The sequence below is a fragment of the Citrobacter sp. CK194 genome, from assembly GCF_030333395.1.
Lineage (GTDB): Bacteria > Pseudomonadota > Gammaproteobacteria > Enterobacterales > Enterobacteriaceae > Citrobacter_B > Citrobacter_B koseri.
In genome coordinates this window covers 302768-316421 of the sequence record NZ_JAOWGA010000018.1, presented here as the reverse complement: position 1 = coordinate 316421, position 13654 = coordinate 302768, and the positions used below count along the sequence as shown (strand labels likewise).

11 protein-coding genes and 2 tRNA genes are annotated in these 13654 nt (G+C 52.5%); 2 read left to right on the top strand and 11 right to left on the bottom strand.

Annotation, left to right across the window (positions count from 1 at the left end; genetic code table 11):
- Nucleotides 1-146: 146 nt before the first annotated feature.
- From infB to OGX80_RS13205, 4 genes are all read right to left on the bottom strand, one after another.
- Nucleotides 147-2831 (bottom strand): translation initiation factor IF-2, encoded by a 2685-nt coding sequence (infB, locus tag OGX80_RS13220; protein WP_012135301.1) that lies wholly within the window; start codon nucleotides 2829-2831, stop codon nucleotides 147-149.
- Nucleotides 2832-2855: 24 nt separating this feature from the next.
- On the bottom strand, nucleotides 2856-4343 hold the full coding sequence (gene nusA / locus OGX80_RS13215) for a transcription termination factor NusA (RefSeq protein WP_012135303.1): 1488 nt from the start codon (nucleotides 4341-4343) through the stop codon (nucleotides 2856-2858).
- 28 nt (nucleotides 4344-4371) lie between these two features.
- Nucleotides 4372-4824 carry a ribosome maturation factor RimP gene (rimP, locus tag OGX80_RS13210; protein WP_012135304.1) on the bottom strand — a complete coding sequence of 151 codons (453 nt, stop codon included), beginning with the start codon at nucleotides 4822-4824 and terminating at the stop codon, nucleotides 4372-4374.
- A 207-nt stretch (nucleotides 4825-5031) separates the two neighbouring features.
- A tRNA-Met gene (locus OGX80_RS13205) sits at nucleotides 5032-5108 on the bottom strand.
- A 346-nt stretch (nucleotides 5109-5454) separates the two neighbouring features.
- On the opposite strand from OGX80_RS13205, the gene argG reads away from it, so the two are divergent.
- Nucleotides 5455-6798, top strand: a complete 1344-nt coding sequence (gene argG / locus OGX80_RS13200) for an argininosuccinate synthase (protein WP_049010995.1) — start codon at nucleotides 5455-5457, stop codon at nucleotides 6796-6798.
- 205 nt (nucleotides 6799-7003) lie between these two features.
- Here the strand turns inward: argG and OGX80_RS13195 are convergent.
- From OGX80_RS13195 to rlmE, 6 genes are all read right to left on the bottom strand, one after another.
- Nucleotides 7004-7090: transfer RNA gene (locus OGX80_RS13195), tRNA-Leu, on the bottom strand.
- Between the two features lie 9 nt (nucleotides 7091-7099).
- Nucleotides 7100-7432 (bottom strand): preprotein translocase subunit SecG, encoded by a 333-nt coding sequence (gene secG / locus OGX80_RS13190; protein ID WP_012135307.1) that lies wholly within the window; start codon nucleotides 7430-7432, stop codon nucleotides 7100-7102.
- 227 nt (nucleotides 7433-7659) lie between these two features.
- Nucleotides 7660-8997, bottom strand: a complete 1338-nt coding sequence (gene glmM / locus OGX80_RS13185; protein WP_012135308.1) for a phosphoglucosamine mutase — start codon at nucleotides 8995-8997, stop codon at nucleotides 7660-7662.
- The gene (folP, locus tag OGX80_RS13180; RefSeq protein WP_058668151.1) at nucleotides 8990-9838 is read right to left on the bottom strand and encodes a dihydropteroate synthase; all 849 of its coding nucleotides are present in this window, start codon (nucleotides 9836-9838) and stop codon (nucleotides 8990-8992) included. The genes glmM and folP overlap by 8 nt, the downstream gene beginning before the upstream one ends.
- 90 nt (nucleotides 9839-9928) lie before the next feature.
- Nucleotides 9929-11863 (bottom strand): ATP-dependent zinc metalloprotease FtsH, encoded by a 1935-nt coding sequence (gene ftsH / locus OGX80_RS13175; RefSeq protein WP_012135310.1) that lies wholly within the window; start codon nucleotides 11861-11863, stop codon nucleotides 9929-9931.
- Nucleotides 11864-11962: 99 nt separating this feature from the next.
- A complete protein-coding gene (gene rlmE, locus OGX80_RS13170) occupies nucleotides 11963-12592 on the bottom strand; it encodes a 23S rRNA (uridine(2552)-2'-O)-methyltransferase RlmE (protein ID WP_000145975.1) in 630 nt (209 codons plus the stop codon).
- A 126-nt stretch (nucleotides 12593-12718) separates the two neighbouring features.
- Between rlmE and yhbY the strand changes: the two genes are divergently transcribed.
- Nucleotides 12719-13012 (top strand): ribosome assembly RNA-binding protein YhbY, encoded by a 294-nt coding sequence (yhbY, locus tag OGX80_RS13165; RefSeq protein WP_004139797.1) that lies wholly within the window; start codon nucleotides 12719-12721, stop codon nucleotides 13010-13012.
- Between the two features lie 155 nt (nucleotides 13013-13167).
- Here yhbY and greA read toward each other — a convergent pair whose 3' ends face one another.
- Nucleotides 13168-13644, bottom strand: coding sequence for a transcription elongation factor GreA (gene greA, locus OGX80_RS13160; protein ID WP_012135312.1), 477 nt, complete (start codon nucleotides 13642-13644; stop codon nucleotides 13168-13170).
- Nucleotides 13645-13654 lie beyond the last annotated feature (10 nt).

Below are 13654 nucleotides of genomic sequence, written 5' to 3'. Positions count from 1 at the left end.
CAAAAAAGGGGCCAAAAGCCCCTTTTTAAATTTCATGCCGGGTGGCGTGGGCTATAAACTGTAGGCCTGATAAGCATGGCGCCATCAGGCATTACATTGCCGGATGGCGGCGTAAACGCCTTATCCGGCCTACAACCCGGCCGACCTTACGCAATCGTACGTTGGATCTCGATGATCTCGAACACTTCGATCATATCGCCAACGCGAACGTCGTTGTAGTTCTTAACGCCGATACCACATTCCATGCCGTTACGGACTTCGTTAACGTCATCTTTGAAGCGGCGCAGGGATTCCAGCTCGCCTTCGTAGATAACCACGTTGTCGCGCAGTACGCGGATCGGGTTGTGGCGTTTAATCGTACCTTCAGTAACCATACAGCCTGCGACAGCGCCAAATTTCGGTGATTTGAACACGTCACGGACTTCAGCCAGACCAATGATCTGCTGTTTCAGTTCTGGAGACAGCATGCCGCTCATTGCCGCTTTCACTTCGTCGATCAGGTTATAGATGACGGAGTAGTAGCGCAGATCCAGGCTTTCCGCTTCAATCACTTTACGCGCAGAGGCATCGGCACGCACGTTGAAGCCAACCAGGATCGCGTTGGATGCAGCAGCCAGGGTTGCGTCGGTTTCGGTGATACCACCTACGCCGGAACCGATGATCTTCACTTTAACTTCGTCGGTAGACAGTTTCAGTAAAGAGTCGGAGATTGCTTCCACAGAGCCCTGAACGTCCGCTTTCAGTACGATGTTCACTTCATGAACTTCACCTTCGGTCATGTTAGCGAACATGTTCTCAAGTTTAGATTTCTGCTGACGCGCCAGTTTAACTTCGCGGAATTTACCCTGACGATACAGCGCAACTTCACGAGCTTTCTTCTCGTCACGAACCACGGTCACTTCATCACCGGCAGCCGGAACGCCGGACAGACCCAGGATCTCAACCGGAATGGACGGACCCGCTTCCAGCACTTCCTGACCCAGTTCGTTACGCATTGCACGAACGCGGCCATATTCGAAGCCACACAGGACGATGTCGCCTTTGTTCAGCGTACCTTCACGAACCAGGACGGTTGCAACCGGACCACGACCTTTATCCAGGAAGGATTCGATGACCGCGCCGCTCGCCATGCCTTTACGAACTGCTTTCAGTTCGAGGACTTCAGCCTGCAACAGGATTGCATCCAGCAGTTCGTCGATGCCAGTACCCGCTTTTGCAGATACGTGGACGAACTGGCTTTCGCCGCCCCACTCTTCCGGCAGGATGCCGTACTGGGACAGTTCGTTTTTAACACGATCCGGATCGGCTTCTGGCTTATCGATCTTGTTCACCGCAACCACAACCGGCACACCCGCCGCTTTCGCATGCTGGATAGCTTCGATGGTCTGTGGCATCACGCCGTCGTCTGCCGCCACAACCAGAACAACGATATCCGTTGCCTGCGCACCACGAGCACGCATAGAGGTAAACGCGGCGTGACCCGGGGTATCCAGGAAGGTGATCATACCGTTGTCGGTTTCAACGTGGTAAGCACCGATGTGCTGGGTAATGCCGCCCGCTTCGCCAGAGGCAACTTTCGTTGAACGAATGTAGTCCAGCAGAGAGGTTTTACCGTGGTCAACGTGGCCCATGATGGTCACAACCGGAGCACGCGGTTCTGCCGCCGCACCTGTATCACGGTCGCTCATTACCGCTTCTTCCAGCTCGTTTTCACGACGCAGGATAACTTTGTGGCCCATCTCTTCAGCAACCAGCTGTGCGGTTTCCTGGTCGATGACCTGGTTGATGGTTGCCATCGCGCCCAGCTTCATCATCGCTTTGATGACCTGAGAGCCTTTTACCGCCATCTTGTTCGCCAGCTCGCCAACGGTGATGGTTTCACCAATCACAACGTCACGGTTAACAGCCTGAACCGGTTTCTGGAAGCTCTGTTGCAGAGCAGAACCTTTACGGTTTTTACCGCCTTTACCGCCGCGAACGGCCGCACGGGCTTCTTCACGATCGGCTTTCGATTCAGAGTGTTTGTTGCCTTTTTTCGCCGGACGCGCTGCTTTCGCATTGCGACTACGACCACGGCCGCCTTCAACTTCACGGTCGTTTTCGTCTTCGGCCTGGCGGGCGTGTTGAGACGTGGTAACGTGATAATCGCTGGTGTCTTCAGTCGGCTCCGCGTTATCAGTCCATTTGTTCTCTTCCGCCATGCGGCGAGCTTCTTCTGCTACGCGACGCGCTTCTTCTTCAAGTTTGCGACGCGCTTCTTCTTCCGCTTTACGCTTCAGCTCTGCTGCTTCATTTTCACGGCGGGCTTTTTCGGCCTGGGCGGTTTTGGTCATATCGTCAGTCTGTTGATTGCTCACTTTGTCTTTTTCCGCAGCTTCACGTTTCGCTTTTTCAGCGGCGTCACGTTTAGCTTGTTCTGCGGCCTCACGGTCAGCTTTTTGTTGCGCCTCGCGTTTGGCTGTTTCTTCTGCCTCACGACGGGCTTGCTCTTCCGCTTCACGCTGCGCCTGCTCTTCCGCGGCGAGACGTTCTGTCTCTTGCGGATCGCGTTTCACAAAGGTGCGTTTCTTGCGGACTTCGATTTGTACCGATTTACTTTTTCCACCGGTACCTGGAATATTCAACGTGCTGCGCGTTTTACGTTGCAGCGTCAACTTATCCGGCCCTGAACCATTTTCACGATTCAGGTGCGCCAGTAAAGTCTGTTTTTCTTGTGCGGACACAGAGTCATCAGCAGACTTCGGGATACCGGCATCAGCGAATTGCTGTACCAGGCGATCCACGGAGGTCTGTATCTCTGCGGCCAGCGCTTTTACGGTTACATCTGTCATGCTGTTCCTTCCTGCTACAGTTTATTACGCTTCGTCGCCGAACCAGCAAATATTACGGGCAGCCATAATCAGCTCACCGGCTTTTTCGTCGGTCAACCCTTCGATATCAGCCAGATCATCAATGCCCTGCTCAGCGAGATCTTCCAGCGTACAAACACCACGGGCAGCCAGTTTGAATGCCAGGTCGCGACCCAATCCTTCCAGATTCAGCAGATCGTCAGACGGTTTGTTATCACCAAGGCTTTCTTCCTGGGCCAGTGCCAGAGTGGTCAGTGCGTTTTTGGCACGCTCGCGCAGCGCTTCAACGGTCGGTTCATCCAGCCCGTCGATTTCCAGCAGTTCTTTCATTGGCACGTAGGCCAGTTCTTCCAGCGTCGCGAAACCTTCTTCAACCAGTACGGTTGCGAACTCTTCATCAATATCGAGATATTTGGTGAAGGTATCGATAGCTGCATGTGCTTCAGCCTGATGCTTAGCCTGCAAGTCATCAACCGTCATCACGTTAAGTTCCCAGCCGCTCAGTTGCGCAGCCAGACGGACGTTCTGACCATTACGTCCGATCGCCTGAGCCAGGTTACCGGCTTCAACAGCGATATCCATGGTGTGTTTATCTTCATCCACCACGATAGAAGCGACGTCTGCTGGCGCCATCGCGTTAATCACGAACTGCGCCGGGTTATCATCCCACAGGACGATATCGATACGCTCGCCGCCCAGTTCAGTAGAAACGGCCTGAACGCGCGCACCACGCATACCCACACAGGCGCCGACCGGATCGATACGCTTGTCGTTGGTTTTCACCGCGATTTTCGCACGGGAACCCGGATCGCGAGCCGCCGCTTTAATCTCAATGACTTCTTCGCCGATTTCCGGTACTTCAATACGGAACAGCTCGATCAGCATTTCCGGTTTGGAACGCGTCACAAACAGTTGCGCACCGCGCGCTTCCGGGCGAACGGAGTACAGAACGCCACGAATACGGTCGCCAGGACGGAAGTTTTCGCGCGGCAGCATATCTTCACGCAGGATCACGGCTTCAGCATTGCTGCCCAGATCCAAAGAGATGTTGTCGCGGTTTACTTTCTTCACCACGCCGGTGATGATTTCGCCTTCGTGCTCGCGGAACTGATCGACCACCATCGCACGCTCGGCTTCACGTACTTTCTGTACGATAACCTGTTTTGCCGTCTGGGTGGTGATACGGTCAAAGGTGACAGATTCAATCTGATCTTCAACGTAGTCGCCCAGGTTCAGGCTTTCGTCTTCAAAACGCGCCGCTTCCAGCGTAATTTCTTTTGTCGGCAGCGTGACTTCTTCTACGATTAACCAACGACGGAAGGTATCGAAATCACCGCTTTTACGATCGATTTGTACGCGAACATCGATCTCTTGTTCGTATTTTTTCTTCGTTGCTGTAGCCAGCGCACTTTCCAGCGCTTCAAAAATCTTCTCGCGTGGCAGCGCTTTCTCATTGGAAACGGCTTCAACAACGGCCAAAATTTCTTTGTTCATCGCGGGCTTTTCACCTCAATCCAGACTATTAAAAGTGGGGAACCAGGTTCGCCTTCTGGATATTACTCAGCGCGAACACTTCATCTTTACCTTCGACTGTGACAGTGATCATTTCACCGTCAACCGCTTTGATAACGCCCTGCCATTTACGACGGTTTTGTACCGCCATACGAAGTACCAGCGTCACTTCTTCACCCAGGAAACGCGCGTAGTGCTCAGCCGTGAACATAGGACGGTCGAGACCTGGCGAGGAGACTTCCAGGTTGTATGCCACAGTGATGGGATCTTCGACATCCAGCACCGCGCTCACCTGGTGACTCACATCAGCACAATCATCAACATTGATGCCATCTTCACTATCAATATAGATGCGCAGTGTGGATGTGCGACCGCGAATAAATTCGATGCCGACCAGTTCGTAACCTAAGGCTTCAACTGGCGCTGTAATCATCTCTGTTAATTTTTGCTCTAATGTGGACAAGCCCACCCCCAAGACATAAAAAAAGGGCCTAAAGCCCAGTTATTCTGTAGTCAGATAACAAAAAACCCCGATAAATCGGGGCTTTAGATAACTGAACCCTATAACCGCAACTGCGGTCTGGAGAACCTTCCGAAAGAATTTTTTTCAAATCCAGCTACGAAGGCCTAAGTCTTCACAGTATATTTGAAAAAGAACTCTAAGGGAAAGTGGTTGCGGGGGCCGGATTTGAACCGACGACCTTCGGGTTATGAGCCCGACGAGCTACCAGGCTGCTCCACCCCGCGCCTGAAACGTGGCAAATTTTACTCGCTTTGGGTAAAAGATGCAAATACTGCTGGGATTTGGTACCGAGGACGGGACGTAAAATCTGCGCGTATTATATTGATTCAATATGCGATATGTCAACCGCGTTAATAATATGCACATGAATGAATACCAACCCGGCCTCCGTTAAGAAGCCGCGCCAGTCAGGAAAGAAGCCACCCCATACCGTTTTTTAACGAAATTATCACTAAACTCTTCCTGTCATCCGTAAAAGATGATTAAATGAAAACTCACTTATTTTGCATAAAAATGCACTGAGAGCAGAAAGCCGATCTCTTCATCAGTCTATCAAGCAGGGTTTTATTTATGACGACGATTCTCAAGCATCTTCCGGTAGGTCAACGTATTGGTATCGCTTTTTCCGGCGGCCTGGACACCAGTGCTGCACTGCTGTGGATGCGACAAAAAGGCGCTGTCCCTTATGCATATACTGCGAATCTGGGTCAGCCGGATGAGGATGACTATGACGCCATTCCTCGTCGCGCAATGGAATACGGCGCAGAGAACGCTCGCCTGATTGATTGCCGTAAGCAGCTGGTTGCCGAAGGGATCGCCGCGATCCAGTGCGGCGCTTTCCATAACACCACCGGCGGACTGACCTATTTCAACACCACGCCGCTGGGCCGCGCCGTTACCGGCACGATGCTGGTCGCTGCGATGAAGGAAGATGGTGTTAACATCTGGGGCGACGGCAGTACCTATAAAGGAAACGACATCGAGCGTTTCTACCGTTACGGCCTGTTGACCAACGCGGAGCTACAGATTTACAAACCGTGGCTGGATACCGACTTTATTGATGAGCTGGGCGGTCGTCATGAGATGTCCGAGTTTATGATTGCCTGCGGTTTCGACTACAAGATGTCCGTCGAAAAAGCCTATTCCACTGACTCCAACATGCTCGGCGCGACCCATGAAGCCAAAGACCTGGAATTCCTGAACTCCAGCGTCAAGATCGTCAATCCAATCATGGGTGTCAAGTTCTGGGATGAAAACGTGAAAATCCCGGCGGAAGAAGTTACCGTGCGCTTTGAACAGGGGCATCCTGTCGCGTTGAACGGTAAGACCTTCAGCGATGATGTTGAACTGATGCTGGAAGCCAACCGTATCGGCGGCCGTCACGGTCTGGGTATGAGCGATCAGATTGAGAACCGTATCATCGAAGCGAAGAGCCGGGGTATCTATGAAGCGCCGGGGATGGCGCTGCTGCATATTGCCTACGAGCGTCTGCTAACCGGCATCCACAACGAAGACACTATCGAGCAGTATCATGCGCATGGCCGTCAGTTAGGCCGCCTGCTGTATCAGGGCCGCTGGTTTGACTCCCAGGCGCTGATGCTGCGTGACGGTCTGCAACGTTGGGTGGCCAGCCAGATTACCGGTGAAGTCACGCTGGAGCTGCGTCGTGGTAACGACTACTCGATCCTGAATACCGTCTCTGACAATCTGACCTACAAACCAGAGCGTCTGACGATGGAAAAAGGAGACTCCGTGTTCTCGCCGGATGACCGTATCGGTCAGTTGACGATGCGCAATCTGGATATCACCGATACGCGTGAAAAACTGTTTGGTTATGCGCAGTCAGGCCTGCTTTCCGCCTCTTCCGCTACGGGTTTGCCGCAGGTTGAGAATCTGGAAAACAAAAGCAAGTAAGTTAACGGACAACGATTAAAGGCCGCGTAAGCGGCCTTTTTTGTGGGCGGTGTAGGCCTGATAAACGAAGTGCCATCAGGCACATTACGTAACATGTCGGATGGCGGCGTAAACGCCTTATCCAACCGACAAAAACAAAGTCTATAACCCCCGCGAGATACAGACGAAAAAAAAGACGCTTTTCAGCGTCTTTCTTTCGGAATATTGGTACCGAGGACGGGACTTGAACCCGTAAGCCCTATTGGGCACTACCACCTCAAGGTAGCGTGTCTACCAATTCCACCACCTCGGCACGGAAATCTTAGTGTGGGATATCGCTGCTCGGCTGTGCCGGTGCAACTGGCTGAGTCTGCTCGGTTTTTGCCGGAGCGCTCAGATTTTCCCACTCACTTCCTTTATTGGTCTTGTTGCTGTTGATATTGCCCAGCGCCAGACTGATGATGAAGAACAGCGTTGCCAGCACAGCCGTCATGCGGGTCATGAAGTTACCAGAACCACTTGAACCAAACAGCGTAGCGGAAGCGCCTGCTCCAAAGGAGGCTCCCATATCAGCGCCTTTACCTTGCTGTAGCATGATCAAGCCTACCAGGCCAATTGCCACAATAAGGAAAACTACCAAAAGAGCTTCGTACATAATCAACCTGTTCCTTGCGGAGTTGCCGCATACCAATGCTTCAACCAATAAAGCGGGATAATTTACTGTTTCCCACTGAAGCGGGTGTGAATACTAACCAAAGCGAATGACCTTCGCAAGGGCAATTTTAGTGCATTGTATCAACTGCGGAAAAAAACAGCAAAAAGGTCTTTTTCCTGCAACAAAAAGGCGGCAAACGCCGCCTTTTTAGTCACTTATCACCAGGATTAAACCGCTTTTACGGCATCCGCAATACGATGAGCAAACTCAGTAACCTGCGCTTCATCCTCGCCTTCTACCATTACGCGAATTAACGGTTCAGTACCGGACTTACGCAGCAGCACGCGACCACGATTTCCCAGCGCCGCTTCGACTTCCGCCGTCACCGCCTTAACGTTGTCATTCTCTAGCGGATCGCCGCTACCGGCTGCATAACGTACGTTAACCAGAATCTGCGGGAACATTTTCATGCCGCTGCACAAATCGTGCAGACTCATGTGGTTACGCACCATCGCCGCCAGAACCTGTAGCCCCGCGACAATACCGTCACCGGTGGTGGTTTTATCCAGCAGAATAACGTGGCCGGAGTTTTCCGCCCCAATACGCCAGCCTTTTTCTTGCAGTTTTTCCAGCACGTAGCGGTCGCCGACTTTAGCACGCGCGAACGGAATGCCCAGCTGTTTCAACGCCAGCTCCAGGCCCATGTTGCTCATCAGCGTACCGACTGCGCCACCGCGCAGTTGACCCTGACGCAAACCTTCGCGGGCGATGATATACATGATCTGATCGCCATCGACTTTATTCCCTTCATGGTCAACCATGATCACGCGATCGCCGTCGCCGTCCAGCGCGATCCCTAAATCGGCTTTCTCCGCGATCACGCGAGCCTGTAGCGCACGCACATCCGTAGCGCCGACTTCTTCATTAATATTGACGCCGTTCGGCTCACAGCCAATCGCAATGACATTCGCACCCAGTTCACGCAGGACGTTCGGTGCAATGTGATAGGTCGCGCCGTTGGCGCAATCCACAACAATCTTCAGCTCATTCAGGCTCAGTTCGTTCGGGAACGTACCTTTGCAGAACTCAATGTAGCGCCCCGCAGCATCCACAATACGGCTGGCTTTACCCAGCTCAGAGGAATCCACGCAGGTGATCTCTTTTTCCATCTCTGCTTCAATGGCCTCTTCAACTTCATCAGGCAGTTTGGTGCCGTCAATGGAGAAGAATTTAATCCCATTGTCATAAAACGGGTTATGTGAAGCGGAGATAACGATCCCGGCCTCTGCACGGAAGGTTCGGGTCAGATAAGCCACCGCAGGCGTCGGCATCGGGCCGGTAAAAGAGGCAGACAATCCCGCTGCCGCCAGACCGGCTTCCAGCGCAGACTCCAGCATATAGCCAGAAATACGCGTGTCTTTACCGATAATGATTTTACGTGAACCATGACGCGCCAGCACTTTCCCTGCGGCCCAGCCCAGCTTAAGCACAAAGTCAGGAGTAATGGGCGCATCGCCTACACGACCACGGATCCCATCGGTGCCAAAATATTTACGATTACTCATAGCGTTTATTTTCCTTTGCAGACAGGGTGGCTTCTACCACACGCATCGCTTCTACGGTTTCTTTAACGTCATGGACACGAATGATATGCGCCCCCTGCATTGCGGCGATAACCGCACACGCCAGGCTCCCGCTCAAACGATCGGAGGGCCCGACGTTGAGCAACTGACCAATCATCGATTTACGTGACATTCCCACCAGCAGCGGCAGGTTAAAATGATGAAACTCCGCCAGACGTGCCAATAACGTATAGTTATGGGAGAGATTTTTACCGAAACCGAATCCCGGGTCGAGCAACAATTTCTCTTTTGCGATGCCTGCCCTTTCACAGCGTGCTATTTGGTCAATAAAGTAGCGATTGACCTCCGCAAAAACGTCTTCGTACTTTGGCGCTTCCTGCATTGTTTTAGGCTGCCCTTGCATATGCATCAGGCAGACCGGTAAACCAGTCTCAGCCGCCGCCTCAAGCGCTCCCGGTTCAGAGAGAGAGCGGATGTCGTTGATGATGTGAGCGCCCACTCTTGCCGATTCCCGAATCACCTCCGGTTTTGAGGTATCCACTGAAATCCATACCTCAAAACGCTGGGCGATGGACTCAACTACCGGGATCACGCGTTCCAGTTCTTCTTCAACGCTGACATCCGCCGCGCCAGGTCGCGTTGATTCGCCGCCGACATCAATAATCGTCGCTCCGGCGTTAATCATCAGATTAGCGTGCTTCACCGCCTCCACCAGCGTATTGTGCGTCCCGCCATCGGAGAAAGAATCCGGCGTGACGTTCAGGATGCCCATTACGTGTGGGTGAGAGAGATCCAGCGTGGAGCCCTGGGCGAAGAGTTTCATAGCTAATCCTTCTGATGTTATTTCAAATATAAAAAACCCCGGAGCAAGCCCCAGGGTTTCGGTGAAGCAGAGTCATCAATAACAGATAACTTATTTGTCGCCTAACTGCTCTGACATGGTGTTGCCTGGGTTCGGCGTACGCGGTTCATCAACCGGGCGCGGCGCACGAGGCGTGCCATTGTTGTCAGAGTTGTTGGTGCCGTTCGGATCTTCCCAGCCAGCCGGCGGGCGAACTTCGCGGCGCGCCATCAGGTCATCAATCTGCGGCGCATCGATGGTCTCATACTTCATGAGCGCATCTTTCATTGCATGCAGGATGTCCATATTGTCATTCAGGATCTGACGAGCACGATTGTAGTTACGTTCAATCAGCGCTTTCACTTCCTGGTCGATGATACGCGCGGTTTCATCAGACATGTGTTTGGCTTTCGCAACGCTACGTCCCAGGAACACTTCCCCTTCTTCCTCTGCATACAGCAGCGGACCGAGCTTATCGGAGAAGCCCCACTGGGTGACCATGTTACGCGCCAGGTTAGTCGCGACTTTAATGTCGTTCGACGCACCGGTAGAAACATGCTCTACGCCATAGATGATCTCTTCCGCCAGACGACCGCCGTACAACGTGGAGATCTGGCTTTCCAGTTTCTGACGGCTGGCGCTAATCGCGTCGCCTTCAGGCAGGAAGAAGGTCACACCCAGCGCACGACCGCGCGGAATAATCGTCACTTTATGCACCGGATCGTGCTCTGGAACAAGGCGACCAATAATCGCATGGCCTGCTTCGTGGTAAGCGGTAGATTCTTTCTGCGCTTCCGTCATCACCATGGAGCGACGTTCCGCACCCATCATGATTTTGTCTTTCGCTTTCTCGAACTCAACCATGGATACCACACGCTTGTTGCCACGGGCAGCAAACAGCGCCGCTTCGTTCACAAGGTTCGCCAGATCGGCGCCAGAGAAGCCCGGCGTGCCGCGTGCGATGATTGCCGCATCGATATCCGGCGCCAGCGGTACGCGACGCATATGCACTTTCAGGATCTGCTCACGACCACGCACGTCTGGCAGACCTACCACGACCTGACGGTCGAAACGGCCAGGACGCAGCAGCGCAGGGTCAAGTACGTCTGGACGGTTAGTCGCCGCGATAACGATGATACCTTCGTTACCTTCGAAGCCGTCCATCTCAACCAGCATCTGGTTCAATGTCTGTTCACGTTCATCATGACCGCCGCCCAGACCCGCGCCACGCTGGCGGCCTACGGCGTCGATTTCATCAATGAAGATAATGCACGGCGCCGCTTTCTTAGCCTGTTCGAACATGTCACGCACACGAGATGCGCCAACACCGACGAACATTTCGACGAAGTCAGAACCGGAAATCGTAAAGAACGGGACTTTCGCTTCGCCTGCAATAGCTTTCGCCAGCAGGGTTTTACCCGTACCCGGAGGGCCGACCATCAGGACGCCTTTCGGGATTTTACCGCCCAGCTTCTGGAAGCGGCTTGGTTCACGCAGATACTCGACCAGCTCAGCCACTTCTTCTTTCGCTTCGTCACAACCTGCGACATCGGCAAAAGTGGTTTTGATCTGATCTTCCGTCAGCATGCGCGCTTTACTCTTACCGAACGACATGGCGCCTTTGCCACCGCCGCCCTGCATCTGACGCATGAAGAAGATCCAGACGCCGATCAGCAACAGCATCGGGAACCAGGAAATAAAGATTGAAGCCAGCAGGCTCGGCTCTTCAGGTGGTTCGCCAACAACCTTGACGTTTTTGGTCAGCAGGTTATCAAGCAGCTTCGGATCGTTAACCGGAATGTAGGTCGTGTAACGGTTACTATCTTTCTTGGTAACGTTGATCTCACGTCCGTTGATACGCGCTTCACGAACCTGGTCCTGGTTGACCTCTTGCAGGAAGGTAGAGTAATCCACCTTACGGCCATTAGACTCGCTGGGCCCAAAGCTCTGGAATACTGACATCAGCACAACGGCAATGACCAGCCAGAGTATTAGGTTTTTCGCCATGTCACTCAAGGGATTAACCTCTTATTACAACTGTGTTAAAAACAGCGTCAGGATACTCTATATCCAGCTTCTTTCAAACTTTCGTCTGAAATCCCCCGGTTATGGTTTTCGCCCGGTCGCTACAATATACACTTCGCGTGAACGCGCACGCGAAGAGTCCGGCTTACGAACTTTAACCTTCGTAAACAGGGAGCGAATTTCCCTTAGGTACTCATCGAAACCTTCGCCCTGGAACACCTTCACTACAAAACTTCCACCTGGCGCCAGCACATCACGACACATTTCTAACGCCAGTTCCACCAGATACATGGCGCGGGGGATATCCACCGCCGGTGTTCCGCTCATGTTTGGTGCCATATCTGACATGACAACTTGTACTTTACTGTCACCCACGCGTTCCAGCAGCGCTTTCATAACAAGTTCATCACGAAAGTCGCCCTGAAGAAAGTCCACACCAACGATAGGATCCATAGGTAAAAGATCGCAAGCGATGATACGGCCTTTGCCGCCAATCTGCGTGACCACATACTGTGACCAGCCTCCTGGCGCAGCACCGAGGTCGACAACTGTCATCCCCGGCTTAAAAAGTTTGTCACTTTGCTGTATTTCATCAAGTTTAAACCAGGCACGGGAACGTAACCCCTTTTTCTGCGCCTGTTGAACATATTTATCGCTAAAGTGTTCCTGAAGCCAGCGACTCGAGCTGGCAGAACGCTTTTTACCTGTCATTTAACTTTCCCGTCGGGGCAATTCATCGTTACCCGTAGCGTAAATTTTTACGCGCTCATTTGGTGATATATGGGAGATGGCGGTAGAATGACCCGTTTTCAATCCCAACGTAAGCAAAAATATACGATGAATCTGAGTACTAAACAAAAACAGCACCTGAAAGGTCTGGCACATCCGCTCAAGCCGGTAGTTATGCTTGGCAACAATGGTTTGACCGAAGGGGTACTGGCCGAGATTGAACAAGCGTTAGAGCACCATGAACTTATCAAGGTGAAGATCGCCTCGGAAGATCGCGAAACCAAAACCTTGATCGTGGAAGCTATCGTACGCGAAACCGGCGCCTGTAACGTACAGGTCATCGGTAAAACGCTGGTACTTTATCGCCCAACTAAAGAACGTAAAATCTCGCTGCCACGCTAAGAATATCCTAAAGTCGAACACAAAATCTGTGTAAAACGAGGGGTTTTCCGCAAGCAGGAGAGCAAAATGCCACGCTCTCTTCGTTGATAAAAGGCCGCATAGCGGCCTTTTTCCTTTCTTTACAATACATCAACATCTTGAGTATTGGGTAATTCTTACAGGTATTCCACCTTAATCACTTCGTATTCCACTTCGCCGCCAGGCGTTTTGATGGTCACGACGTCATCCTGCTCTTTGCCAACCAGGCCGCGCGCGATAGGTGAATTCACGGAAATCAGGTTCTGTTTAAAATCCGCTTCGTCATCGCCGACAATACGCCAGGTCTGCTCTTCATCGTTATCGAGATTCAGAACAGTTACCGTTGCGCCGAAAACAACACGTCCGTTGTTCGGCATCTTCGTCACGTCGATCACCTGCGCATTCGACAGCTTCGCCTCGATATCCTTGATACGTCCTTCGCAGAAACCCTGCTGTTCACGCGCAGCGTGATACTCGGCGTTCTCTTTCAGGTCGCCATGCTCACGCGCTTCCGCGATAGCGGCGATGATTTCAGGACGGCGCACAGATTTCAGAAAATCCAGCTCTTCGCGCAGTTTTTCGGCACCACGTAAAGTCATCGGAATAGCTTGCATTTGTTATACC